We start from the raw sequence: 24216 nt of genomic DNA, 5'->3' as shown, positions 1-24216 counted from the left end.
CAGACAATATTGTCTGGGCTTTTCGCTTTCTACGGCAGCTGTCGTTGACGATCAGCTATCGTTCTGGCCGGACTCGCGACGACGCTTTTCGCGCGGGTCGTTGTGGGCCCGACGACGACGCGGCCGGCGTGGCTCGCTGCTGCTCTCTTCGCCGGAAGCGTCGGCACTCGGCGTTCTGGCTGTCGATGCCGGCTCGCTGGATTCAGCGTTGTCGGATGTCGCAGCTGCTGCCTGATGATCGCCGGCTTCGGCCTGGCTGGGCGCCGTGTCCGGTGTCGCCGGCTCGGGCGCTGCGGCGCTGGCGGTCGCGGAAGCCGGTGCCTGCTCCTGGGCCTCGGATGAAGCCGGCACGGCAGACAGCATGGTCGTGCCTGCAACCGGCGTTGCTGGCGCTTCCTGGGCCTTTTCTACGCCAGCTTCGCGCTCGGCCGCTGACTTCGACTCCGCAACCGGCTCGTTCGTCTCGCCAGGAATCGCGCCTTCAGCGGCGGCCGCCGGTACGTCGGCGTTCGATACGCTGTCAGCGGCCGTGGATGCCGCCTTTTCCGGCTGCGGCGTGCGGTCACGCTTCTGACGAGGCGATTTTTCGCGAGACGGCTCTTCACGAGACGGCTCTTCACGAGACTGTACGGGCTTGGGCTCGGCTGTCGTCTCCGACGAAGAGGATTCGCTCGCTTGTGCCGCCGTAGCCTCCTGGCGGGGCGCTTCGGCTTTGACGTCGTCAGCGGTCGTCCTGGTCGCGACATCGGGTTTATCGTCGCTCGGCGAAGTGGCTGACGTTTTTGCGGGGCGCTCGGCGGATTCCGCCGTCGTCTCGACAACATCGGCAGCTGCGCTCGTCGGCTGGCTGACGGTCGGGGTGGCGTCCGCCTTGTCGGCAGCTGCTTCCTGTCGCTGGGCAGTCTTGCTCGGCGCCGCGGCGGTCTGGTCAGCCTGTGGCTTTTCGGCAGCGGCCGGCTGCTCAACAGGCTTCGTATCCGCCTTCGTATCTGCCTTGGGAGCCGCAGGCGTGGCCGTGGGTTTGTCGTCCTGGGTCGACGACTGCCGTGCCGTGGAGGCCTGAGTCTCGGCGTTCGTCTTCGCCTCGTCGGTCGCCTTGGCCTCAGCAGCCGTCTCCGCCTTGTCGGTCGCCTTGGCTTCGCCGGTTGCCTTGGGCTCAGCAGTCGCCTTCGCTTCGTCAGTCGCCTTCGCTTCGTCAGTTGCCTTCGCTTCGACTGCCTTGGACTTGGCTTCGACCGCGTCGGCGGCTGTGGTCGGTGCCGCTGCCTCGGTCGCGCTGGTATCCGTCGGCGCCTCGGCCTGCAGACGCTGCTGCTCTTCGACCGCCGCCGGATTCAGCGCATGCTTGCGCGAGCGATTGCGCGGATTGTTGCGCGTGCGCTTCGGCTTGCTGTCGACGGCCTCCGTCGCGGCGACTGGTGCCGTCTCGCGTGTCTCGGTGCGCGAAGGCTTGATGTCGCTGGACGGTTTGTTGCTCTCGGGCTTCGAGGTGTCGTTACGCCGATCGTTAGCGGTCTTGTCGGCTTGTTCGGCCTTGTCGGCTTTTTCGACCTTGTCGCTACCGCGGTTGTCCGGGCGGCTCTCCTGTCGATTATCCTGGCGCGGCTGACGGTGCTGACCCTGACGGTCGTCCTGACCGCGGCGCCGACGATTATTGCCCTGACGGTTGCCGTTGTCGTTGCGACCGTTGCCGTCGTTCCGGGAATTGCTGTCGCTGCGAGCGTTGTCGGCGGATTTGGCATTGCCGTCGTTGCGCTTGGCGCCGCCGTCACGATCGTTTTTCGGTGAGGGCGAGCGCGATGGGCGTGAATTGCCCGCGCCATTATTGTTGCCGCTGGCGCCGCCACGGGGCGTGCTCGTCGATTGGTCGCCGCTATTGGCGCTTTGGCCTCGCTGGCTGGCTGTGCCGTTCGGCTTCGAAACTTCCTCATCGGCTCGATGACGTCCGAACAGACCTCGGAAGAGCTGCAGCAGGCCGCCAGAACTCTGGCCCTGCTGAGAAGTCGCGGGGGACGGCGTCGGTGCACTGGGTACGCTGGGTGCCTGCTGGGTCGGCTCCGGCTCCTGGTGGAGTGAATCCGGGGCAGGTGCCGTGTGCTGAACGGTCTGCACGGCGGCCTGAGTGCGCTGAATCGGCTTGGCGAGCGTCGTCTCCGGCTCCTTGAGCAGTTCGCTGTCGACGGAAAGCTCGAAGCTCGACTTGATGTCGTCACCGTCTTCGGAGACATGGTCATCACGGAAACGCTGAACTTCGTAGTGCGGCGTATCCATTTCCGGATTCGGCAGCAGCAGAACCTTGACGTCCTGGCGGCGCTCGATGTCGGAGAGCACGTTGCGCTTCTCGTTGAGCAGATAGGTCGCCACGGGTACCGGCAGGATGGCGCGAATCTGGGCGCTGCGCTCCTTCATTGCCTCTTCTTCGATCAGACGCAGGATCGACAGCGCAATGGAACGTACGTCGCGGATGGTGCCCTGACCATCGCAGCGGGGGCAGACGACGCCGCTGGTCTCGCCGAGAGAGGGGCGCAGACGCTGACGCGACATTTCCATCAGGCCGAAGCGCGAGATACGGCCTATCTGGACGCGTGCGCGGTCGAGCTTGAGTGCATCACGCACACGATTCTCGACTTCGCGCTGATTGCGCGCGGGCGACATGTCGATGAAGTCGATGACGACCAGGCCGCCGATATCCCGCAGACGCAGTTGACGGGCGATCTCGTCGGACGCTTCCAGGTTGGTCTGCAGGGCGGTCTCTTCGATATCGGCGCCGCGAGTGGCGCGTGCCGAGTTGATGTCGATGGAAACCAGCGCTTCGGTATGATCGATGACGACCGAGCCGCCGGAGGGCAGTTTGACCTCACGCTGATAGGCCGTCTCGATCTGGGATTCGATCTGGAAGCGCGAGAACAGCGGTACGTCGTCGGTGTAGAACTTGATCTTCTGCTGGTAGGACGGCATGACTTGGCGAATGAAGCTGAGGGCTTCCTCGTGGACATCCTTGCTGTCGATCAGCACCTCGCCGATATCCTGGCGCAGGTAGTCGCGCATGGCGCGAATGATGACGTTCGACTCGCGGTAGATCAGGAAGGGGGCCGGCCGCTTGACCGCTTCGGTCGTGATGGCGTCCCACACCTGCGCCAGGTAGTCGAGGTCCCACTGAAGCTCTTCCGGCGAGCGGCCGATGCCCGCGGTGCGAACGATGACGCCCATCTTGTCGGGAAGCGTCAGCTGGCCCATGGCCTCCTTGAGCTGGCTGCGCTCTTCACCCTCGATGCGACGGGAGATGCCGCCGGCGCGAGGGTTGTTGGGCATCAGTACCAGAAAGCGACCGGCCAGGCTGACGAAGGTCGTCAACGCCGCGCCCTTGTTGCCGCGCTCTTCCTTGTCGACCTGGACGATGACTTCCTGGCCTTCCTTCAGGACTTCCTTGATGTTCGGCCGGCCTGACGGCTCCTTGGAGAAATACTCGCGAGAGATCTCCTTGAGCGGCAGGAAGCCGTGGCGCTCTGCGCCGAAATCGACGAAGGCCGCTTCGAGACTGGGCTCGAGGCGGGTGATCTTGCCCCGATAGATATTGGCTTTCTTCTGCTCCCGGGCACCGGATTCGATGTCCAGGTCGTAAAGGCGTTGTCCATCGACGAGCGCGACGCGCAGCTCTTCGGGCTGTGTCGCGTTGATGAGCATTCTTTTCATACGGTCTCGCTAATTGAGCGTGCCGGTGGAAGGCGTGCTGCAATCGGCGACGACGAACCGCTAGCGGTCGTGCTGTGCTCGCGCACATGGGTGAAGCGACCCGGCAGGGCAAACAAGCGCGGCGTGTGTCAGAACGAGTTCAACGTGTAATACGTGCGAAACCCGCGTCAGGGACTCGAGGAGGAGGTCCGAAAATCGCTTGTCACGTGGCACGAAATGCCCATCGATGCGAGTTCGGATCGACGCTCGTCGAGCCCAGTAACGTGCCTGCTCATTGCCATTACATCTTTGCTGTCGTTACCTGCTTTTATCGGGTGCTACACGAACATGGGTCGAGTACGAAACGGTGGCAGGACATGTCACGGTGCGCTTTTTCGTTGGCGCATCCGGTCCTGCAGACTGCCGTTCATATCACTTGGCATTGTTCGGTTCGGCGACGCCTTCCACTGGTACCTGTGGATTTTCCCGCGAGTCTGGCGAACTGAGACTGTCAGTCGCGCCGTCGAGTCGGGGTCTGGCGTTCCAAACGTGTTTTGATCATTCCAGCAGCCGTGAGCGGTAGGCTTCGTTAACTCTCTGGAAGATCGAGACATTTTTTCACTTCGGCCAGCGTATTCAGTGGCTGGCGCCTGAATGGGCATAGCGCCCACCGAGTGAGCTCGCAATATAACAGTAATGCCGAGGTAGCGGCAATTGAGCTCGCGCTGCGGGCGCGGTGCGTTAGAATGGCGCCCGGCGGCGCGCGGGTGTCGCCACGGAGCGCCGTCGAGGGGAGTCAAGCATGGCCGAAGGCCAGGAAGTTCAGTTCATCGAGGTCAGCGAGTCGCAGCATGGGCAGCGAATCGACAATTTCTTGCGTACGCGGCTCAAGGGGGCGCCGAAATCGTTGATCTACCGCATCGTTCGTAAGGGCGAGGTGCGCGTCAACAAGAAGCGCATCAAGGCGGATTATCGCGTCCAGGCCGGCGACATGGTTCGCGTGCCGCCGTTGAGGCTGGCGCCGGAAAGCGCCGTCAAGGAGGCCAGCGAAAGCCTGCGTAACCTGCTGGCCGGCAGTGTCGTCATCGAAGGCCCGGACTGGCTGGTGATCAACAAGCCTTCCGGGCTGGCGGTACATGGAGGGAGCGGGGTCAAGATCGGATTGATCGAGGCGCTGCGCCAGGTGCGCGAAGACCTGGATTTTCTCGAGCTCGTTCATCGGCTCGACCGTGATACCTCGGGCTGTCTGCTGCTGGCCAAGAACCGTGAATCGCTGCTGTCTCTCAACACCGCGCTGCGCGAGCGCCGCATGGAGAAGGGCTATCTGGCGCTGGTTCAGGGGCGCTGGCCGGCGCGCCGCGATTACGTCAGTGCGCGGCTGGAGCGCTATGACGCCGGTAACGGCGAGCGACGAGTGCGGGTGGATGACGGCGGCAAGGTGTCGCGGACGCGCTTCGCCGTGCGGGAAACGTTCCCGAAGGTCACGCTGGTCGAGGCGGAGCCGGTCACTGGTCGTACTCACCAGATTCGTGTTCATGCCGCTCATGCCGGTCACCCGCTGCTAGGGGACGACAAGTACGGCAGCGCCGAGGGAGCCTACCTTGCACGCTCCCTGCGCCTGGATCGGCTGTTCCTCCATGCGCTGACGCTGACCTTCCCCGACCCCAAGACCGGGCGCCCGGTACAAGCGAGAGCGCCGCTGGAACCGGGGTTGGAAAAGGTACTGGAGCGTGCCCGTCATGGCGGTTGAGACGAGCGCGGTCGAAGCGCTGCCGGGCCAGGCAGTTCGGCGCTGTCGCTATTCGCTGGTCATCTTCGACTGGGATGGCACGCTGATGGACTCCGCGGCGCGTATCGTCGCCTGCATGCAGGCCGCTGCGCGTGAGCTGCAATGGCCGGTGCCGGATGACGCTGCCGTTCGCGACATTATCGGGCTAGGACTGCCCGAAGCGGTCGCCGTACTGTTTCCGGACGTGACGCTTCAGGAGCAGGATCGTTTGCGCGAAGCCTATGGGCATCAGTTCCGGGCCGTCGATCGAATACCGACGCCGTTTTTTCCCGGCGTGACCGAGGGTATCCGGCGCTTGCGGGGTGATGCTGAATGCCGGCTGGCGGTGGCGACCGGAAAAAGTCGTCGTGGGCTCGACCGTGTCTTCGGCCACGAATCCTGCGGTAGCTGGTTCGTTGCCAGTCGCACCGCCGATCTTACCCGCTCCAAGCCGCATCCTTTGATGCTGGAAGAGCTGGTGGCCGAGTGTGGCGTGCCGGTGGCGGAGGCGGTCATGGTCGGGGATACCGAATATGATCTGGAGATGGCCAGGGCCATCGGCATGGATCGCGTCGCGGTGACCTACGGCGTTCACGAGCGTCAGCGCTTGTTGCGTAGCGAGCCGCAATTCGTTGCCGACGACTTTTCATCGGTCGTCGAGTGGCTGCTGGCTTGAGAACGTCGTTGTCGGCGTCGAAACGATGCTTAATTCCGCCGGCATGACGGGATACCGGATGGCTCCCGCGTGTCCGGATGGTCCATGCGTGGTGGTATTCAGCAAGGAGAGGGTAGATGAGCGACGAACGGCGGGATGACTGGACACAGGGGCCGGAACTGAGCCGGGAGGAGGTCGAGCGACGCCGGGCGGCAGCCTCTTCCCGCGGTGACGAGCCGGCCGATGCCGACTCGGTGCGATTGGCCGAAGTGCAAATGATGGACCGCTGGATCGGCGGCGTCCTGAAAGAGCAGCGGCAATCACGACGCTGGAAGATCTTCTTTCGCCTGTTGTTCGCGCTGATCGTGATCGCGAGCCTCTGTCTGAGCGCCTATGCCATGTTCCTGGCGCAGGGGGAGGGGGCGTCTGCCAGCCGTCGCCATCTTGGCATCGTTGAGGTCAGCGGGCCCATCGATGCCAACGGCCAGGCCAGCGCGGAGCGCATCATCGAAGGATTGCAGCAGGCCTGGCGCGCCTCGGACGCCGATGCCGTCGTGCTGCATGTCAATAGCCCCGGCGGCAGCCCGGTCCAGTCGCAACGGGTTTACGACGAGATTCGCTATCTCCAGGGGCAGGGCGATAAGCCGATTCTGGCAGTGATCGAGGATATCGGTGCCAGCGGTGCCTACTACATGGCCTCGGCGGCGGATCGCATCTACGCGTCGCCAGCCAGTCTGGTCGGCTCCATCGGCGTTATCAGTGCCGGATTCGGCCTTCAGGAAGCGATCGACAAGGTGGGCGTCGAGCGGCGGGTCTTTACCGCCGGTGAGAACAAGGCCTTCATGGATCCGTTCTCCGAGATTTCACCGGCGCAGCGCGACTTCTGGCAATCGGTATTGAACACCACGCATCAGCAGTTCATCGACGCGGTCAAGGCCGGGCGCGGCGACCGCCTGAGCGACGATCCCGCGCTCTTCTCCGGCCTGATATGGACCGGCGAGCAGGCAAGAACCCTAGGGTTGGTCGATGACATCGGCAACCTCGAGCAGCTGTCTCGCATACGCCTGGGCGAGGTGAGTCTGAAGGACTACACGCCGTCGCTGGACCCCTGGGCGCTGGTCTCCGACAAGCTGACCAGCGCTGCCGCTCACTGGCTGGGGCTGAGCAACGGCGCCTCGCCCGTACGCTATCAGTTGCCCTGACCCGCCAGGGGGTTCAATCCTGCCTCTCTCAGGAGCTCGCAGAGCTTGATGAGAGGCAGGCCGATCAAGGTATTGGGGTCGTTGCCTTCGAAGCGTTCGAACAGTGCGATGCCGAGGCCTTCCATGCGGAAGCTGCCCGAGCTGTCGTAAGGCTGATCGCGAGAGACGTAGTTTTCGATCTCCTCGTCACTCAGGTTTCGGAACCAGACATGGTAGGTGTCATGCACGACACGATGACGCCCGGCACCGGTGTCGATCAGGGCGAGACCAGTCATGAAGCTGACCTGATGGCCCGAAAACCGGCGCAAATTGGCGCAAGCCGTATCGAAGTCGCCGGGCTTTCCCAGCATGTCTCCTTCGAACAGCGCCAGCTGGTCGGAGCCGATGATCAGGTGATCGGGATAGTCGGCGGCGATCGCCTGCGCCTTGGACAGCGCCAGGCGGTGCGCCAGGGTGACGGCATTCTCGTCGGCGCGCCGGGCTTCGTCGATATCCGGTGCGGCCCATTGGTAGGAGAGATCGAGCCGATCCAGTAACTGGCGGCGGTAGCGAGAGCTGGAGGCGAGTACCAGGCGAGACATGGGCTTCCTCTTTGGAGTCGGATAGGTGTCGCGCCGGGTTCCTGGCCCGAGACCCGTAGCCGACGCGTTTCCGGCAACAGGATAGCGTGCTTCATGTGCTTTGACAGGGGCACGGTGAGTCCCTATTATGTCGCGCCTATGTTGACCAGACGACTTCCACCGACCGTCGAACCCTATCGGGCAGCGGCAAACCAAGAAATGATCGAGGGCCTCGTTGACCTCGAGAAACTGGTGCGCCTGCAGGATGAGATCGGGCCGCAGCAAGGCAGCGCTAGCGTCAGGCTGCAGTTCGACGTTGACACACAGCGGCGTCATCTCATCGACGGCGAGTTGGAAGCGGATCTCATGGTGCCGTGTCGGCGCTGCCTGCAGCCCATGGCGGTATCTGTCGCGAGCCACTTCAAGCTGGCTATCGTCAGTGACGATGCGTTGGCGGCGGAGGTGCCCAGTGACTACGAGCCGGTTCTGGTCGACGATGAACAGCTTGACCTGCTGGGGGCGGTCGAGGACGAGTTGATTCTCAGCCTGCCCCAAGTGGTCTATCACGATGAAGCGGATTGTGCGATTTCTCGTGAGCAAATGAGCAGCGGTGATGCCCCGGTTGAAGAGGTCTCCCGCCCTGACAGCCCCTTTGACGTCCTGAAGTCGTTGAAGGGAAAATTCTGAATCTGAAAGACATTGACGTTGGAGTCATATCATGGCCGTTCAACAAAACCGTAAAACTCGTTCCAAGCGTGGCATGCGTCGTGCACACGATGCCCTGACTTCTCCGGCTTTGTCCCAGGATCAGGAAACCGGCACCACGCATCGTCGTCATCACGTTGCGCCGGACGGCTACTATCGTGGTCGCAAGGTCGTCGACGTTTAACGAGACTTTGAGCGTTTCGCTAGGCAATGCGCATCGCCATTGATGCCATGGGCGGGGACTTCGGTCCCCGCGCCACTATTGGTGGTCTGTTTCTGGCGCTGGCGCGCCACCCTGATCTCGAACCTTCGGTGTTTGGTCCGCGGGCAGAGCTTTGCGCTCTGGTGGCGGAGCTGGCCAAGGCCTCGGGGGAGCCATCCCTCGCCAAACGCGTCAGGCTGGTGGATGCACCGCGTGTGGTGCTGCAGTCCACGCCTCCGATGGATGTGTTCGACGACCCTTCCGCCACCAGCTTGTACGGCATGCTGGCAGCCGTGCGTGAACACGAAGCCGATGCCGGCATTACCTGTGGCAATACCGGCGCGCTGGTCGCGCTGGCGCGGCGCGAGCTGGGGACGGTTCCTGGCATTTCGCGACCTGCCATCAGTACGGCGGTGCCGACCCGAAAGGGTGGGCGCTGCTATCTGCTGGACCTGGGCGCCAGTGTCGATGTCCATGCTCGTCATCTGTTCGACTTTGCCCATATGGGGGCGCTGATGGCGCGTGTCGTGGACGGCATCGCAGTGCCCAGGGTGGCACTGCTGAACATTGGCGTCGAAGCGAGCAAGGGGGTGGCCCGCGTGCGCGAGGCCGATGCGCTGCTGAGAGCTCGCGGTGGCAGCGACTTCGAGTACATCGGATACCTCGAAGGCGATGCCATCTTTTCCGGCCAGGCCGACGTGGTGGTTTGCGACGGCTTCGTGGGAAACGCCGTGCTCAAGGCGAGCGAGGGGGTCGCCCAGATGCTGCTCAAGCGTCTGCAGGAAACCTTCGAGTCCCACTGGTCGACGCGGCTGGTCACGGCACTGGCAAGGCCGACGCTGATGCGGCTCAAGGCGCAGCTGGATCCGGTGCGGCATAACGGCGCCAGCCTGCTTGGCCTGAATCGCATCGTGGTCAAAAGCCACGGTAACGCCAGCGCCCAGGCTTTTGCTTTCGCCATCGACCGGGCAATGCGAGAAGTCGAGGTCGGGCTTCCGGGGCATTTCCGCGCTGCATGGTCTCAGGATGTAGCGACGCCTGTTATCTCGTCGACCGTTGCGAGCGGTCGAGTGGATAGCGGGTCTCGCGATATGACGAGTTCCGACGGTCCATCATTTCAAGGGTGAGCGCGATGACGCAATCACTGGCTTTGGTCTTTCCGGGGCAGGGTTCCCAGCAGGTCGGCATGCTGCGGGAACTCGCCGAACGTTACAGCGTAGTGCGCACGACATTCGATGAAGCATCGGAAGCGCTGGGCTATGATCTTTGGCATGTCGTTCAGGAAGGACCAGAAGAAAAACTCAACGCGACGGCTTGTACGCAACCTGCGCTGCTGACCGCCAGCGTGGCGATCTGGCGCGTCTGGCAGGAGCTCGAAGGGCCGCGTCCCGGCATGATGGCTGGGCATAGTCTGGGCGAGTATAGCGCCATGGTCTGTTCCGGCGCCCTGGGCTTTGCCGAAGGCGTGCGTCTCGTGCGTTTGCGTGGCGAGGCGATGCAGCAGGCGGTGCCGGCCGGCGTCGGCGCGATGGCCGCGATTCTGGGTCTGGACGACACGGCGGTGGAAGCGGCCTGTCGTGATGCGGCGCAGTCGGAAGTGGTTTCGGCGGTGAATTACAACTCGCCTGGCCAGGTCGTTATCGCAGGGCATCAGGGTGCTGTCGACCGGGCGATCGCGCTGTGCCAGGAGGCGGGTGCCAAGCGCGCGCTGCCCTTGCCGGTTTCGGTGCCATCCCATTGTGCATTGATGCAGCCCGCGGCCGAGCAGGTCGCCCAGGCGATGGCGACGATGGAGTTCAAGCTGCCGCGTTACGCCGTCTATCAGAACGTCAATGCGCAAGTGCCGGAGACGACAGAGGTGCTCCAGCAGCGACTGGTCGAGCAGCTCTATCGCCCGGTGCGCTGGACCGAATGCGTCAATGCCATGTTCGACGATGGCGCCGGGGTCTTCATCGAATGCGGGCCGGGCAAGGTTCTGACCGGACTGAACAAGCGGATCCAGCGTCAGGCCAAGGGGCTCGCAGTCAACGACCCTGACACCTTGGCTGCGGCGCTGGAGCTGGCGCGTGATGCGCTGGATGTACAAGAGCCTTAAAGGATGGATGACATCATGACCGAACGTAGAGTCGCGCTGGTCACGGGAGCGAGCCGGGGTATCGGGCGCGCGGTCGCGCACGAGCTGGGGCGGCAGGGGCGAATCGTCGTCGCCACCGCGACCAGTGAAAGTGGCGCCGCCAGGATTGACGAGGATCTCAAGGCTCAAGATATCGAGGGGTTGGGTCTGGCGCTGGACGTGACGGATCAGGCCAGTATCGATGCCGTGTTCAAGCGCATCACCGAAACCTTCGGGGCACCGACCATTCTGGTCAACAATGCCGGCATCACGCGGGATAACCTGCTGATGCGCATGAAAGAAGACGAGTGGGACGAGGTGCTCGATACCAACCTGAAGTCGGTCTATCGTGTTTCCAAGGCGAGTCTCAGGGGGATGACGCGGGCGCGCTTCGGTCGTATCGTCAACGTCAGTTCCGTCGTCGCGATGATGGGCAATCTGGGACAGGCCAACTATGCTGCCGCCAAGGCGGGCATGGAAGGTTTTACCCGGGCCCTGGCTCGAGAGGTCGCCTCCCGTGCGATCACGGTCAATGCCGTGGCGCCCGGTTTTATCGACACGGACATGACCCAGTCCTTGCCGGAAGCGCAGCGAGAAGCGCTTCTGGGACAAATTCCGCTGGCGCGCCTGGGGCAGCCGGCGGAAATCGCTGCCGCCATTGGGTTTCTCACCAGCGATGCTGCCGGGTATATTACCGGCGAAACGCTGCAGGTCAACGGCGGTATGAACATGCGGTAATCCTTCCGCGACGCGGGTTGCGTCGTCTGGGGGCGGTCTATAAACTACCCGCAGCTTTTTAGCTGGCGGATTCGTACCACTAGGAGTAACGACATAATGAGCACCATCGAAGAGCGCGTGAAGAAGGTTGTTGCCGAACGCCTGAACGTCAAGGAAGAGGATATTCAGAACTCCTCATCCTTCACCGAAGACCTCGGCGCGGATTCGCTGGATACCGTCGAACTGGTGATGGCGCTCGAAGAGGAATTCGACACCGAAATTCCCGACGAAGAAGCTGAAAAGATCACGACCGTTCAGGAAGCGATCGACTACATCGTCGCTCACCAGTAAGCCTTGCGCACTCCGCCATGGCGGAGTGTTCTGGCCGGCTGAAATCGCGATGTTCGGAAAGCCGCTCTCCATGAGAGCGGCTTTCTGCATTTCAGGGTCCGCTTCTCGGGATCATGTTGACGCTCGAAGAGAGAGGTCAAAGTCCCTGCTTGTGGCGCCCATCTCCCGGGATGTTCAGGTATAATTTGCGCCAGTCGGGCCAGGCGAAGGTCGGGATCTCGTGATGTGATGGCCAAGGCTGCCATTCACGGGTGTGCCTTCCATGGCCATCAGGAAGTTCGGAGGAGATTCGATGCCGCGCAGAAGAGTGGTGGTGACCGGGCTGGGGTTGGTAACGCCAGTGGGTAACACGGTCGAGGAGAGCTGGAAGAGCCTCCTCTCAGGGAAGAGTGGCATCGCGCCGATCGACAGTTTCGATATCGCGGGCTTCAACACGCGATTCGGCGGTGCGATCAAGGATTTCGATATCGGCGAGTATCTCAATCCCAAGGATGCTCGCAAGATGGACTTGTTCATCCAGTACGGCGTTGCCGCCGCGACGCAAGCGATGCGCAATTCGGGCATCGAGTGTACCGAAGAGAACGCGCATCGTATCGGCGTCGCGATCGGGTCGGGCATCGGCGGGTTGCCGATGATCGAGCGCAATCACGACTCGCTCAAGAAGGGCGGACCGCGTCGTATTTCGCCGTTCTTCGTGCCGGGTTCGATCATCAACATGATCTCCGGCAGCCTGGCGATCCAGCATGGTTTCAAAGGCCCGAATATCGCCATTACTACGGCCTGTACGACCGGCACGCACAATATTGGCTACAGTGCGCGCACGATCGCCTATGGTGATGCCGACGTGATGTTTTGCGGTGGGGCCGAAATGGCCACCACGCCACTGGGGCTTGGGGGCTTTTCCGCTGCGAGGGCTTTGTCGACGCGCAATGACGATCCGCAGGCCGCCAGCCGCCCGTGGGATCGCGACCGTGACGGCTTCGTGCTATCCGACGGCGCCGGCGTCATGGTGCTCGAGGAGTACGAGCATGCCAAGCGCCGTGGTGCGACCATCTACGCGGAGCTGACCGGTTTCGGCATGAGCGACGATGCTTTCCATATGACTTCGCCTCCCGAGGACGGCAACGGCGCGGCAGCCTCGATGGCCAATGCGATTCGTGATGCCGGCATCGATCCTTCCGATATCCAGTACATCAACGCTCACGGTACGTCGACATCGGCCGGGGACGTGGCGGAAAGCCGTGCCGTCGAGCGGGTCATGGGGGATGCGGCTCGTCGCGTCGCGGTCAGTTCGACCAAATCGATGATCGGCCACCTGCTGGGCGCTGCCGGTGCCGTCGAGGCCATCTTCTGCGTTCTGGCGATCCGCGATCAGGTCGCGCCGCCGACGATCAATCTGGATAACCCCGACGAGAATTGCGTGCTGGATTATGTGCCTCACACGGCGCGGGACATGCCCATCCGCACCGCGCTGTCCAACTCTTTCGGGTTCGGCGGCACCAATGGTTCGCTGATCTTCACCCAGGTCTGATCGAGATGCGCGACACGGCGCTCCCGTTCGACGACCGCGGACTGGCCTACGGCGACGGTCTATTCGAAACCGTCCTGGTTCGAGACGGGCAGCCGTTGCTGTGGGAGCACCACATGGCGCGGCTGCGACAAGGCGTCGAGCGGCTTTCGCTGCCGTTGCCGGACTTCGAGGCATTCGATCGGTTGCCGGCGCAATGCGGCCCGGGGCTTCGCGTACTCAAGCTGATGGTGACCCGCGGCAGCGGCGGACGCGGTTATCGTCCGCCCGGCTCCGCCGAGTTGCGCTGGCGCTGGACCGCGTCGGCTTTCCAGCCTGCATCCCGGCGCTGGTTCGAGGGTGTCGATGTGCGATGCTGCGAACTACGCCTGGGTATTCAGCCGCGGCTGGCCGGCATCAAGCATCTGGCGCGGCTGGAGAACGTGCTGGCGCGCCAGGAGTGGCAGGACGATGCCATTGCCGAAGGGCTGCTCTGCGACAGCGAGGGTCATCTGGTCGAAGCCACGGCGATGAATCTGATCTGGTATCGGCAGGGGCGATTCGAGACGCCATTGCTGGATCGCTGCGGCGTCAAGGGCACGTTGTTGAGCGCCATGAATGACGACATCGAGTTGCACTGGGTACGAGCGGGGCTGGAGACTTTGCATCAGGCCGACGCCGTCTGGCTGCTCAACAGCGTCCAGGGAGTCTGGCCCATTCGTCGGCTCGACGATGCCTCTGGGAAATGCCTCCAGCGGTGGCCGCCGGCGTTCGATTCCCCCCTTCAGCAAATGGCTCACGGGCGTCTGGGTTACCCGCTGAACCCGGGCGATTGACGCCAGTATTTCGCTCGGGTACGCCATGACGGAATACTCGGCCATTAAGGATGAACATGCGTGTCCTCAAGATTCTGATCCTGCTGTTGCTGGTCGCCACGATCGTGGTGTTCGGCGGTTTCCACTACTGGCAGAAACAGCTCGATGCACCGATCGCGCTCGACGAGACGACGATCTATGAGGTGCCGCCCGGTGCGGCTTTCATGCAGGTCGTTGACGACCTAGAAAGCCGGGGCATCATCGAAGCGGCCTGGCCCTATCGGATTCTGGCGCGTGTCGCTCCCAAGGCCACGCAAGGGCTTCGGGCCGGGGAGTTCGAGATCGAACCGGGCATGAACGGCCGTCAGCTGATCGCGCATCTCTCGAGCGACCAGGTCGTGACCTACCGCTTGACGGTGCCGGAGGGGTGGACCTTCAAGCAGATGCGCCGATTGCTGGATCAGGCGCCGAAGCTCGGGCATCGCACTCGCGAGATGAGCGACGAGGAGATCATGGCGGCGCTGGGCCACGAGGGAACATATCCCGAAGGGCAGTTCTTCCCCGATACCTACCGCTATCACAAGGGTGTGACCGATATCGAGCTTCTGCAGCGCGCGTTCGACCGCATGCAGCAGACGCTGAACACGGTATGGGACGAACGCGATGATGATTTGCCGATCGACTCGCCTTACCAGGCGCTGATTCTGGCATCGCTGATCGAACGGGAGACCGGCGTCCCGGCGGAGCGAAAGGAGATCGCCGGCGTCTTTACGCGACGCCTGGAGAAAGGCATGCGCCTGCAGACCGATCCCACCGTCATCTATGGCATGGGAGACAGCTACGTCGGCAATATCACGCGCGCCGATCTCCAGCGGCAGACCGCCTACAATACCTACGTTATCGAAGGGTTGCCGCCGACACCGATCGCCATGCCGGGCCGGGGGGCGCTCGAGGCTGCGGTGCATCCCGCCGATGGCGATACGCTCTATTTCGTCGCCAAGGGTGATGGCTCGCATCAGTTTTCGCGGACACTGCAAGAGCACAATGCGGCTGTCCGCCGCTATATCCTGAATCGCGATTGAGATCGCGGGCTTGCACCCACAAAACCGACCATACCGACGAGACGACACCGCATGAGCGCAGGCGATATGGAACAGCGGACCGGCCGCTTCATCACGTTGGAAGGCGGCGAGGGCGTGGGCAAGACGACCAATGTCGGCTTCGTCTGCGACTGGCTCACGTCACGGGGCATCGAGGTAGTACGCACCCGGGAACCGGGTGGCACGCCTGGCGCCGAAGCCATTCGCGAGCTATTGCTGGACCCGACCCGTGAAGAGGCGTGGAGCGACGATGCCGAGCTGCTGCTGGTCTTTGCTGCGCGTGCCCAGCATCTGGCCGAACGTATCCGGCCGGCACTCGCTCGCGGCGCCTGGGTGGTATGCGATCGCTTCACCGATGCCACTTTTGCCTATCAGGGCGGCGGGCGAGGACTGAATTTCCAGCGCATTCGCACGCTGGAAGCTCTTGTCCAGGGCGACCTGCAACCCGATCTGACCGTACTGCTTGATGTGCCGGTGGGCGTGGCCGCGCAGCGCGTCACCCAGCGAGGTGCCCAGCTCGATCGATTCGAGCGTGAGCGTGAAACGTTCTTCGAGGCCGTGCGCGAGGCTTACCTGGCACGCGCCGCCGAGGAAGCGAGATTCGCGGTCATCGATGCCTCGCCCGGGCTGGATGCGGTCCAGGAATCCATCGAACAGTGCCTGAGCCAAAGGCTGACCGCATGGTTATGACCCCGTTGCCATGGCAACTCGATCGCTGGCGGAAGCTGGTTGAGCTGCAGGACAGTGGTCGTCTCCCGCACGCCTTGCTGCTGTCCGGCCCACGCGGGATCGGCAAGCAGCCGTTGGCCGATGCGCTGATCGCGCGGACGCTGTGTCGCATGCCGGGAGACATCGCCTGTGGCGAGTGTCACGGCTGCCGCATGCTGGCGTCGGGCTATCATCCCGATCTGCTCAACGTGGCGCCGGCCGAAAAGTCGCGTCAGATCCGTGTCGACGCGATTCGTCAGGTTAACGGCTTCGTCTCCCAGACCGCGCAGCAGGGCGGCTATCGGGTGATTCGTATCGAGCCGGCCGAGGCGATGAACGTCGCGGCCTCCAATGCGTTGCTGAAGAGCCTGGAAGAGCCGGGCGAGCGCACCCTGTTCATCCTGGTCTCCGATGTTCCCTCGCGGCTGCTGGCAACGATTCGTTCGCGCTGCCAGCACTGGAACCTCGCCGTGCCGTCGCTGGAGGCGGCCGAGCCGTGGCTGCGCGAGCGTCTGGGAGACGTGGAGGAGGCGCGATTCTGGCTGCGCGTCGCCGGTGGCCTGCCGCTGCTGGCCGAAGAGCTGGCAAGCGCCGATGCCCGAAATCTGCGCCAGGATCTGCGCGAGCTTTTCGATTCGCTGGTGCGCGGCGGCGAACCCGTGGGAGAAGCGGCAAGACTCGATGCCCAGGCGCTCGATCGCATACTATGGTACGGCATCGCCTGGCTGGAGGATCTGATCCGGCTCGGCTTATCGGGGGATCCCCAGCGGGTGCGCAACAGCGACCTGCTGCCGCTGTATCGCCAGGCCGTCAAGAATGCCCGGGTCCGCGACTGGTTCCGCTTGCTCGACTATGCTCGCGAACAGCGGCGGTTGCTGGCGGCGGGAGGCAATCCCAACCCGCAGCTGGTGCTCGAGGCCTGGCTGGTCCGCTGGGCGGCCCTGTTGCGATCCTGACGGCAACGTAGACGCTGGGGTGCGGCGCCGCCACTTAATGGTAAAGGTGAAAGCAATGAATGCTCAGAAGGCCCTGTCGTTGACCATTCGCGACGATGAGACACTGCGCAGCGCCTACATGTCGTGGCTGAGGCATGGCGGACTGTTCGTGCCGACCGAGCTGGACTATCGGATTGGCCAGTCCGTCTATCTGCTGGTGACGCTGCCCGGCGAGAGCGAGCGCTTTCCCGTCGCCGGCAAGGTCGTATGGCTGACGCCGACCGGTGCCGGGCAACGCGTTGCCGGCATCGGAGTTCATTTCAGTGCCGACGATCGGGCGCTGCGTGAACGTATCGAGGCGCGGCTGGAATTTTCTCCCGGAAGAGGCGGGTCGTTCAGCCACACCTTGTGATGGCGTCCCTGAATTGCCGGGCGCAACGTTTGTCATTCTCTTTCTGGAATTCGCATGTTCGTCGATTCTCACTGTCATCTCGATCGCCTCGACCTGACGCCCTACGAAGGCGACCTCAACCTGGCCCTGGAGGCCGCACGCGCCCGCGGTGTCCATCGCTTCCTCGCGATTGCGACATCGTTGGAGGGGGCTCCGAACCTGGCGGAGATCGCGCGGCAGCACGACGATGTCGATATCAGCATCGGCTTGCATCCCTTGCATGAGGTGTCGGTGGAGCCGGACAGCGAAGCGATTCAGGCGTGTGCCGATCGCTACGGAGCGGTCGCCATCGGCGAAACCGGCCTCGATTTCCACTACGACAGCGTACCGCGGGATGTCCAGCGGCAACGTTTCGTTGCGCACCTTCGCGCCGCTCGCGAGCTCGAGCTGCCGGTGGTGATCCATACCCGCGAGGCGCGCGGCGAAACGCTGGACCTGATTCGCGAGCATGTCGATCCCAAGGTGGGTGGTGTACTTCACTGCTTTACCGAGGATCTCGCCATGGCGCGGGAGGCGGTCAGGTCGGGTTTCTACATTTCGCTGTCGGGGATCGTCACCTTCGCCAGCGCTGGCGCCCTGCGCGAGGTCGCCCGGCAGGTGCCGCTGGACCGGCTGCTGATCGAGACCGATAGCCCGTTTCTCGCCCCCGTTCCCCATCGCGGCAAGCCCAACGAGCCGCAGTGGGTCGTCGAGGTCGCCGAGTGTATCGCCAGCGAACGAGGCATTACCGTCGATGAGGTGGCGATGCAGACCCGGGCCAACTTCTATCAGCTGTTTCCTGGTTGCGCGCCCGGCGGTCAGTCCGACAATCCATTCGTGTAAGCACGTTCACTGCATGGATGCCCCTCTGCGAGAGGGCATCGTCATACGGGGGCACGATGAAACTCGATACGTTGTTTCAACAGCTCGATGCGCAAGCCATTCCGCCGCTCGAACGATGGGATCCGTCTTTCTGCGGGGAGATGGATCTTCGCATCGCGGCCAACGGCGAGTGGATCCACGAAGGCACGCCGATCCGACGGCCGGCGCTGGTCAACTTGCTCAGCCGTGTGCTACGGCGGGAGGCCGACGGCGACTATTACCTGGTGACGCCGGGAGAGAAGCTGCGTATCGGCGTCGAGGATCTACCGCTATGGGTCACGGATGCCGATCAGGTCGGTGCCGACTGGGTCGCGGTGACTGCCTGCGGTGACCGCGTGTCGCTGGATGCGTCACACCGGCTGTCTTTGTTGGCGACGCCGGATGGCGATCTCTTGCCGGCGCTGCCCGTTCGTCATGGTTTGCAGGCGCGTCTGCATCGTAATCTCTACTACCGCTGGATCGAGCTCGCCGAGCAGCAGGGCAACGAGCTCGGGCTGTACAGTGGCGGGGCATGGCACCCGCTGGGCCGCCTCGACGACGGTGCGAGATGAACGAGCTGGTGAACGCGACGCTGCCCTTGGCTGCCACCGCCGACGGCCTGACCGAGGAGCAGCGCGCCGTGGTCGGCCATCGCGAAGGGCATGCGCGGGTCGCGGCGGTTGCCGGGGCTGGCAAGACCACGACCCTGGTCAGACGAGTGCTGCATCTGCTCGCCAACGGCGAAAACCCCCGCCGCATCCTGGTGTTGATGTTCAACCGCGCGGCGCGGGACGACTTCCGGGCCAAACTGGTACGGGAAGCGCCTGCCGATGTCGTCTTGCCCGAGGTGCGCACCTTTCATTCGATCGGTCACCGTCTGACCCAGAGCCTGACCCGCTGGGGCTATCTGCCGCCGCGCCAATTGCTGCAGGCCGACTGGCAGCGTGAACGGCTGCTGCGTCAGGCGGTGATGCAGAGCCTGGAATCCGCCGATGGCGAGACCCGCGAGGCCGCGCTGGACGCGGACCGGCTCGAGGCGTTCGGCCAGTTCTGTGATCTGGTCAAGGCCGAAGTGGTGGCGCCCGCCGAACTCTTCGAACGGCTCGGCTATACCGACAGCGAGCGCCACTTCATCGAGGCCTTCGACGTGGCGGAATCGCTGCTCGATGCCTCGGCTTCGATGACCTACGCGGACCTGCTCTATCGGCCGTTGCAGTGCCTGGAACGCCATGCGGAGGCGCGGCGCCGGGTCGAGGGCTTTCTGGGCCACGTCATTGTCGACGAATATCAGGACATCAACGAAGCCCAGCTGCGACTGCTCAGGATCCTGGCCGGTCATCAGGCGCAGGTCATGGCCGTCGGTGATGCCAACCAGTGTATCTACGAGTGGCGGGGCGCTCGGCCCGACGCCATGCTGGCGCGCTTCGACGGCCTGTTCGGCCAGGCCAGCGAGTATCCGCTCTCCTTTACCTTCCGCCACGGCCACGCCCTGGCATTGGCCGCCAACCACGCGATTCGCAACAATCGCCAGCGCTGGGATCAGCTCTGCCTGGCAGCGCCCGGCAACCCACTGACACGGCTGCGGACGGGCGTCGGCGCCGGTGCGTTGCTGGCGACGCTGCAGCGTTGGCACGCCGATGGCCGGCGTAGCGACGAAGCCTGCGTCCTGGTGCGCAGTTGGTCGCTGTCGGTCTCGGTACAGCTCCAGTTGCTGCGGGCCGGCGTACCGTTCCGGCTGGCACAGGAAGAGCGCTTCGTGTTTCGGCTGCCGCTGGTGCAGGCCTTGGCGGGCTATCTTCAACTGGCCCGTGAGCCACAACGGCTGCACGATCCCGGCCATCTGGCCCTGCTGTTCTCGCAGCCGACGACATTCGTCGCCCAGGAGCGCGTGCGTCGGCTGGTCGAGGAGCTCGCACGCACGCAGCAATGGCCGGCGCGCGAGGCCTCGGTCCTGACGGGGCTCAAGCCCGGGCAGCGCCGCCATCTCAAGCGGCGCTGGCAGCTCCTCTGCGAACTGCCCAAGCTATCCGCCTGGCCGCCGGCGAAGCTGCTCGAGCATGTCGTCGATGCCATCGATGCGGAGAAAGTCCTGCGTCGATCGGCAGCGCGGCGTGAGAAGGGGGACGACGACGTGCGCCTGCTCGACATGCTGATCGAGCAGGCCGGCGAGCTGGCCAACGATCCCGAGGCTTTCATCGAGCTTTTGCGCAACCCGGTGGAGAACCGTCCCGACGGCGTCTTGATCAGCACGGTGCACGGCGCCAAGGGGCTCGAGTGGCCGCTGGTGGCGGTATGGGGGCTCAATGAGGAGGATTTCCCCCATTACAGTCGCGACAATCCGCTGTCGCCTGAACGACTGGAAGAAGAGCGGCGACTTTACTATGTCGCCATCACGCGGGCGCGAGAACGGCTGCTGCTGGTTCAGGATGGCGGCGATCACCGGCCGAGCCGCTTTCTCGACGAGACGGCGGTGGAGGATTGCCGTCGGATCGACCAGGCGATTCAGGCGCGCAGCGAGGCCGCCGTGGCGGTTCGCGAGCCGGACATGGTCGGCGCCTACCTGCAGCGTGTCGGACTGGAGCACGTTGGGCGGGGTCTCGTGCCGCGAGCCAGAGAGGCGGAAACGCCTGCCGTGGAACGCGGGGCGGAATCCGGAGCGAGCTGGCAGGTTGGCGATCGAGTGCGGCACGCCAGCTTCGGCGACGGCGAGGTGCTGGTGGTCGAAGGCAACGAAGCCAATCCGGTCATCGACGTGCGTTTCGAGTCGGCCGGTCGACGTCGCTTGATCGCGGCGCGGGCGCCCCTGACGAAACGGCATTGATCGGCCAGACTCTTTCAACCGACGATCTTTCTCGGCCAACGATTTTATTCAGCCAACAGCGACTTTGCTCGATCGACGACCTGTTTCGGCTGATAAAGCATCAAGGAGGCAATGATGAACGAATCCGTGCTCGTAACGGCAGAGGAGCTGCGGCAAAGCCTGGCTGGCGATCGCCCGCCGCTGGTGCTGGATTGTCGTGCCCGCCTGGACGCCGCCGCGGCAGGAAAGCGGCTTTGGCAGGAATCGCATATTCCTGGCAGTTACCACCTGGATATGGACCGCGATCTCTCGAGACCGCCCGGCGACGGTGGCCGCCACCCGCTGCCGTCTCATGAGGCCTTCGCGGCGACGATCCAGCGTCTCGGCATCGAGCCGCAACGCGCCGTGGTGGTTTATGACGATAGAGGTGGGCAGCTATCGGCAGCTCGCGCCTGGTGGATGCTGGCTTGCTGGGCGGGGCATCCCGACGTGCGGGTGCTCGATGGTGGCTTGCCCGCATGGCAGGCCGCTGGCGGCGAGCTGGCGACTGACGAGCCGGCACCGTCGTTGAGTAGTCAATGGCAGCCGGATTTCGACGATACGATGATCATCCCGGTACGAGATCTGCTGGAAGAAGGTGGCTTGCTGGTCGATGCCCGAGGCGAAGCTCGCTTTCGTGGCGACGAGGAACCCATCGATGCGGTTGCGGGACATATCCCCGGCGCAGTCTGTCGGCCCAGCAGCGCCAATCTCGAGGCGGATGGGCGTTTCAAATCGCCTCAGCGGCTGGCGGAAGAGTTGCCCGGGGCCGATAAGGTGACGGCATACTGCGGCTCCGGCATCTCGGCCTGCCATGATATCCTGGCCTATGCCGTGGCGGGTCTGCCGCTGCCGCGACTTTACGCGGGATCCTGGAGCGACTGGATTCGTGACCCATCGAGGCCGATCGCGACCGGCGAGTAAGCCCGGGCTTCGCTCGGGAGCTTTAAGTCACAAGCTTTGAACTGGAAGAAAAAACCGCCCCAAGTGCTTGCCGTGGGGCGGTTTGCTTATGCTGTCTTCGAGCTTCGAGCTTCGAGCTTCGAGCTTCGAGCTTCGAGCTTCGAGCTTCGAGCTTCGAGCTTCGAGCTTCGAGCTTACATGTTGGGGTAGTTGGGTCCGCCGCCACCCTCGGGAGCTACCCAGGTGATGTTCTGGGACGGGTCCTTGATGTCGCAGGTCTTGCAGTGGATGCAGTTCTGGAAGTTGATCCGGAACTGCGGTTCTCCTCCTTCCTCGACCACTTCGTAGACGCCGACCGGGCAATAGCGCTGCGCGGGCTCGGCGTATTCCGGCAGATTTCTGGCGATGGGAATGTCCGGATCGCTCAGCTTCAGATGGCAGGGCTGGTTCTCGTCGTGGTTGGTGTTCGACAGGAACACCGAAGACGGCTTGTCGAACGATAGCTTGCCATCGGGTTTGGGGTAATCGATCGGCGTCGACTCCGCCGCCTTCTTCAATTGATGGTCCGGCGTGGTGTCATGCTGCACCGGCAGCTTGCCGCCCAGCAGCTGGTCGACGAAATTGAAGGCGCCGCCGCCCACGGTGCCGAACCGATGGATGGCCGGACCGAAGCTGCGACTGGCCTGCAGCTCCTGCCACGCCCAGCTCGACTCCCAGGCCTGGGTGAAGGCGGTAAGCTCCTGACCGCCCTCGTCGCCGGAAGCGATGGCCTCGAACACGCTCTCCGCCGCGACCAGCCCCGATTTCATCGCGGTGTGAATGCCCTTGATCTTGGCGAAATTGAGCGTGCCGGCGTCGCAGCCCAGCAGCAGGGCGCCGGGCATCGTCATCCTGGGCAGACAGTTGGCGCCCCCCTTGGTGATCGCGCGGGCACCATAGGCAACACGTTTGCCGCCTTCGAGATGGCGTTTCAGCAGCGAGTGATGCTTCATGCGCTGGAATTCGTCGAACGGCGACAGATAAGGGTTGCGGTACGCCAGGTCGACGATCAGCCCCACCATCACCTGCTGGTTGTCGCCGTGATAGAGAAACCAGCCGCCATGGCTGTCGCCGCCATGGTTCTTGTCATTCAGGGGCCAGCCGGAGCCGTGCAGCACCAGGCCGGGCTCATGCTGCTCGGCGGGCACGTCCCACAGCTCCTTGAAGCCGATGGCGTAATGTTGCGGGTCGCGGTTCGCATCGAGATCGAAGCGCGAGATCAGCTGCTTGCCGATATGGCCCCGTGCGCCTTCGCAGAACAGGGTGTACTTGGCACGCAGTTCCATGCCGGGCATGTAGTTGGCGGTCTCGCTGCCGTCGGCGGCGACGCCCATGTCGCCGGTGATGATGCCCCGCACGATGCCTTCGTCGTCGACGATCGCTTCCTGGGCGGCGAAGCCGGGAAAGATTTCGACACCCAGCCCTTCGGCCTGCTCGGCCAGCCAGCGACAGAGGTTGCCGGCGCTGATGACATAGTTCGGATTGTCGGTGCCGTTCGAGCTGGCGTGGCCAGCATTGTGCATCGACTTGGGTACCAGCGCGTTGGGCAGCTTCTGGGCCTTGTCGGCATCCTTCAGCAGATAGAGCTCGTCGCGCAGTACCGGCGTGTTCAACGGCGCGCCGCGCTCGGCCCAGTCCGGGAACAGTTCCGACAGCGCGCGCGGTTCGAACACGGCCCCGGAGAGGATGTGCGCGCCGACCTCCGAACCCTTCTCGACCACGCAGACGGAGAGCTCCCGTTCGGCCTCGTTCGCTTGCTGCATCAAACGGCACGCTGCCGACAGGCCGCTGGGGCCCGCCCCTACGATCACTACGTCGAAATCCATGGATTCACGTTCCAAACCCGATCTCCTCGCTTGCTGGCAGGATGCGTGCCGCCATGCCTGCCCGGTCCGTTCGTCGACGACTGATGGCCGCCATTTTTTATAGCCTAACGTGAGTCAGCTGCCTGATGTTATGCCAACAGGCGCTTTTCTTATGCGAAGGTGCTGCTTCGGCAGCACCCCTTTGATGCGCTATCATCGCATTTTTCGCTCGTTCCTGTCCCGATGGCGCACCAAGCTGGGGCAGGAGGGAGCGCCGAGTTGACCCGAGCTGGCGTCGGCGTGATTCTGTCTCCGCCGACGTTTTTGTT

At 63.6% G+C, this 24216-nt stretch carries 22 protein-coding genes; 19 read left to right on the top strand and 3 right to left on the bottom strand.

The annotated features are described in order from the left end of the window. Nucleotides 1–51: 51 nt before the first annotated feature. Nucleotides 52–3693: a ribonuclease E gene (rne, locus tag R3F72_RS06410; RefSeq protein ID WP_332779218.1), complete on the bottom strand. Its 3642-nt coding sequence runs from the start codon at nt 3691–3693 to the stop codon at nt 52–54. Nucleotides 3694–4474: 781 nt separating this feature from the next. Here rne and R3F72_RS06405 point away from each other — a divergent pair. From R3F72_RS06405 to sppA, 3 genes are all read left to right on the top strand, one after another. Beyond that, nucleotides 4475–5422 carry an RluA family pseudouridine synthase gene (locus tag R3F72_RS06405; RefSeq protein ID WP_332779217.1) on the top strand — a complete coding sequence of 316 codons (948 nt, stop codon included), beginning with the start codon at nt 4475–4477 and terminating at the stop codon, nt 5420–5422. Further along, nucleotides 5412–6116 carry an HAD-IA family hydrolase gene (locus tag R3F72_RS06400; protein ID WP_332779216.1) on the top strand — a complete coding sequence of 235 codons (705 nt, stop codon included), beginning with the start codon at nt 5412–5414 and terminating at the stop codon, nt 6114–6116. The genes R3F72_RS06405 and R3F72_RS06400 overlap by 11 nt, the downstream gene beginning before the upstream one ends. Before the next feature lie 116 nt (nt 6117–6232). Then, a complete protein-coding gene (gene sppA, locus R3F72_RS06395) occupies nt 6233–7297 on the top strand; it encodes a signal peptide peptidase SppA (RefSeq protein ID WP_332779215.1) in 1065 nt (354 codons plus the stop codon). Here the strand turns inward: sppA and R3F72_RS06390 are convergent. Next, the gene (locus R3F72_RS06390) at nt 7285–7878 is read right to left on the bottom strand and encodes a Maf family protein (protein WP_332779214.1); all 594 of its coding nucleotides are present in this window, start codon (nt 7876–7878) and stop codon (nt 7285–7287) included. The genes sppA and R3F72_RS06390 overlap by 13 nt on opposite strands. Before the next feature lie 138 nt (nt 7879–8016). On the opposite strand from R3F72_RS06390, the gene R3F72_RS06385 reads away from it, so the two are divergent. The 16 genes from R3F72_RS06385 to R3F72_RS06310 all read left to right on the top strand — a co-directional run bounded on the left by R3F72_RS06385 (nt 8017) and on the right by R3F72_RS06310 (nt 22064). Then, nucleotides 8017–8544, top strand: a complete 528-nt coding sequence (locus tag R3F72_RS06385) for a YceD family protein (protein WP_442978335.1) — start codon at nt 8017–8019, stop codon at nt 8542–8544. Nucleotides 8545–8575: 31 nt separating this feature from the next. Continuing rightward, a complete protein-coding gene (rpmF, locus tag R3F72_RS06380) occupies nt 8576–8746 on the top strand; it encodes a 50S ribosomal protein L32 (protein WP_087719813.1) in 171 nt (56 codons plus the stop codon). 26 nt (nt 8747–8772) lie between these two features. Further along, nucleotides 8773–9891 (top strand): phosphate acyltransferase PlsX, encoded by a 1119-nt coding sequence (gene plsX, locus R3F72_RS06375; protein ID WP_332779212.1) that lies wholly within the window; start codon nt 8773–8775, stop codon nt 9889–9891. A 5-nt stretch (nt 9892–9896) separates the two neighbouring features. Next, complete coding sequence (fabD, locus tag R3F72_RS06370; protein WP_332779211.1) at nt 9897–10859, top strand: ACP S-malonyltransferase; 963 nt, start codon at nt 9897–9899, stop codon at nt 10857–10859. Nucleotides 10860–10871: 12 nt separating this feature from the next. Continuing rightward, a complete protein-coding gene (gene fabG, locus R3F72_RS06365) occupies nt 10872–11615 on the top strand; it encodes a 3-oxoacyl-ACP reductase FabG (RefSeq protein WP_087719869.1) in 744 nt (247 codons plus the stop codon). A gap of 96 nt (nt 11616–11711) precedes the next feature. After that, a complete protein-coding gene (gene acpP / locus R3F72_RS06360) occupies nt 11712–11945 on the top strand; it encodes an acyl carrier protein (RefSeq protein WP_071233058.1) in 234 nt (77 codons plus the stop codon). A 292-nt stretch (nt 11946–12237) separates the two neighbouring features. After that, entirely contained in the window at nt 12238–13476 is a 1239-nt protein-coding gene (fabF, locus tag R3F72_RS06355) for a beta-ketoacyl-ACP synthase II (RefSeq protein WP_087719810.1), read from the top strand. Between the two features lie 5 nt (nt 13477–13481). Continuing rightward, complete coding sequence (gene pabC, locus R3F72_RS06350; protein WP_332779210.1) at nt 13482–14288, top strand: aminodeoxychorismate lyase; 807 nt, start codon at nt 13482–13484, stop codon at nt 14286–14288. 50 nt (nt 14289–14338) lie between these two features. Continuing rightward, nucleotides 14339–15349 carry an endolytic transglycosylase MltG gene (gene mltG / locus R3F72_RS06345; protein WP_332779209.1) on the top strand — a complete coding sequence of 337 codons (1011 nt, stop codon included), beginning with the start codon at nt 14339–14341 and terminating at the stop codon, nt 15347–15349. A 51-nt stretch (nt 15350–15400) separates the two neighbouring features. Beyond that, nucleotides 15401–16057: a dTMP kinase gene (gene tmk / locus R3F72_RS06340; protein WP_442978333.1), complete on the top strand. Its 657-nt coding sequence runs from the start codon at nt 15401–15403 to the stop codon at nt 16055–16057. Next, the gene (locus tag R3F72_RS06335) at nt 16048–17031 is read left to right on the top strand and encodes a DNA polymerase III subunit delta' (protein ID WP_303855090.1); all 984 of its coding nucleotides are present in this window, start codon (nt 16048–16050) and stop codon (nt 17029–17031) included. Before tmk ends, R3F72_RS06335 begins: the two co-directional genes overlap by 10 nt. A 55-nt stretch (nt 17032–17086) precedes the next feature. Then, nucleotides 17087–17422 (top strand): PilZ domain-containing protein, encoded by a 336-nt coding sequence (locus R3F72_RS06330; RefSeq protein ID WP_332779208.1) that lies wholly within the window; start codon nt 17087–17089, stop codon nt 17420–17422. Nucleotides 17423–17476: 54 nt separating this feature from the next. Next, on the top strand, nt 17477–18283 hold the full coding sequence (locus tag R3F72_RS06325; protein WP_332779207.1) for a TatD family hydrolase: 807 nt from the start codon (nt 17477–17479) through the stop codon (nt 18281–18283). A gap of 56 nt (nt 18284–18339) precedes the next feature. After that, the gene (locus R3F72_RS06320) at nt 18340–18873 is read left to right on the top strand and encodes a DUF1285 domain-containing protein (RefSeq protein ID WP_087719514.1); all 534 of its coding nucleotides are present in this window, start codon (nt 18340–18342) and stop codon (nt 18871–18873) included. Next, complete coding sequence (locus tag R3F72_RS06315) at nt 18870–21122, top strand: ATP-dependent helicase (protein ID WP_332779206.1); 2253 nt, start codon at nt 18870–18872, stop codon at nt 21120–21122. Before R3F72_RS06320 ends, R3F72_RS06315 begins: the two co-directional genes overlap by 4 nt. Nucleotides 21123–21236: 114 nt before the next feature. Beyond that, on the top strand, nt 21237–22064 hold the full coding sequence (locus R3F72_RS06310; RefSeq protein ID WP_332779205.1) for a sulfurtransferase: 828 nt from the start codon (nt 21237–21239) through the stop codon (nt 22062–22064). A 173-nt stretch (nt 22065–22237) separates the two neighbouring features. Here the strand turns inward: R3F72_RS06310 and R3F72_RS06305 are convergent, their stop codons facing one another. Then, a complete protein-coding gene (locus R3F72_RS06305) occupies nt 22238–23908 on the bottom strand; it encodes an electron transfer flavoprotein-ubiquinone oxidoreductase (protein WP_322529584.1) in 1671 nt (556 codons plus the stop codon). Between the last annotated feature and the right edge of the window lie 308 nt (nt 23909–24216).

Source organism: Salinicola sp. 4072, from assembly GCF_036663415.1.
GTDB classification, from domain to species: domain Bacteria; phylum Pseudomonadota; class Gammaproteobacteria; order Pseudomonadales; family Halomonadaceae; genus Salinicola; species Salinicola salarius_A.
The sequence above is the reverse complement of the archived record's forward strand: the minus strand, read 5'-3'. Positions and strand labels throughout refer to the sequence as shown.

Excerpts from the sequence above, each read along its gene's own strand:
- rne (WP_332779218.1), bottom strand. The coding sequence starts at position 3,693 with ATGAAAAGAATGCTCATCAACGCGACACAGCCCGAAGAGCTGCGCGTC.
- R3F72_RS06405 (WP_332779217.1), top strand. The coding sequence starts at position 4,475 with ATGGCCGAAGGCCAGGAAGTTCAGTTCATCGAGGTCAGCGAGTCGCAG.
- R3F72_RS06400 (WP_332779216.1), top strand. The coding sequence starts at position 5,412 with ATGGCGGTTGAGACGAGCGCGGTCGAAGCGCTGCCGGGCCAGGCAGTT.
- sppA (WP_332779215.1), top strand. The coding sequence starts at position 6,233 with ATGAGCGACGAACGGCGGGATGACTGGACACAGGGGCCGGAACTGAGC.
- R3F72_RS06390 (WP_332779214.1), bottom strand. The coding sequence starts at position 7,878 with ATGTCTCGCCTGGTACTCGCCTCCAGCTCTCGCTACCGCCGCCAGTTA.
- R3F72_RS06385 (WP_442978335.1), top strand. The coding sequence starts at position 8,017 with ATGTTGACCAGACGACTTCCACCGACCGTCGAACCCTATCGGGCAGCG.
- rpmF (WP_087719813.1), top strand. The coding sequence starts at position 8,576 with ATGGCCGTTCAACAAAACCGTAAAACTCGTTCCAAGCGTGGCATGCGT.
- plsX (WP_332779212.1), top strand. The coding sequence starts at position 8,773 with ATGCGCATCGCCATTGATGCCATGGGCGGGGACTTCGGTCCCCGCGCC.
- fabD (WP_332779211.1), top strand. The coding sequence starts at position 9,897 with ATGACGCAATCACTGGCTTTGGTCTTTCCGGGGCAGGGTTCCCAGCAG.
- acpP (WP_071233058.1), top strand. The coding sequence starts at position 11,712 with ATGAGCACCATCGAAGAGCGCGTGAAGAAGGTTGTTGCCGAACGCCTG.
- fabF (WP_087719810.1), top strand. The coding sequence starts at position 12,238 with ATGCCGCGCAGAAGAGTGGTGGTGACCGGGCTGGGGTTGGTAACGCCA.
- pabC (WP_332779210.1), top strand. The coding sequence starts at position 13,482 with ATGCGCGACACGGCGCTCCCGTTCGACGACCGCGGACTGGCCTACGGC.
- mltG (WP_332779209.1), top strand. The coding sequence starts at position 14,339 with ATGAACATGCGTGTCCTCAAGATTCTGATCCTGCTGTTGCTGGTCGCC.
- tmk (WP_442978333.1), top strand. The coding sequence starts at position 15,401 with ATGAGCGCAGGCGATATGGAACAGCGGACCGGCCGCTTCATCACGTTG.
- R3F72_RS06335 (WP_303855090.1), top strand. The coding sequence starts at position 16,048 with ATGGTTATGACCCCGTTGCCATGGCAACTCGATCGCTGGCGGAAGCTG.
- R3F72_RS06330 (WP_332779208.1), top strand. The coding sequence starts at position 17,087 with ATGAATGCTCAGAAGGCCCTGTCGTTGACCATTCGCGACGATGAGACA.
- R3F72_RS06325 (WP_332779207.1), top strand. The coding sequence starts at position 17,477 with ATGTTCGTCGATTCTCACTGTCATCTCGATCGCCTCGACCTGACGCCC.
- R3F72_RS06320 (WP_087719514.1), top strand. The coding sequence starts at position 18,340 with ATGAAACTCGATACGTTGTTTCAACAGCTCGATGCGCAAGCCATTCCG.
- R3F72_RS06315 (WP_332779206.1), top strand. The coding sequence starts at position 18,870 with ATGAACGAGCTGGTGAACGCGACGCTGCCCTTGGCTGCCACCGCCGAC.
- R3F72_RS06310 (WP_332779205.1), top strand. The coding sequence starts at position 21,237 with ATGAACGAATCCGTGCTCGTAACGGCAGAGGAGCTGCGGCAAAGCCTG.
- R3F72_RS06305 (WP_322529584.1), bottom strand. The coding sequence starts at position 23,908 with ATGGATTTCGACGTAGTGATCGTAGGGGCGGGCCCCAGCGGCCTGTCG.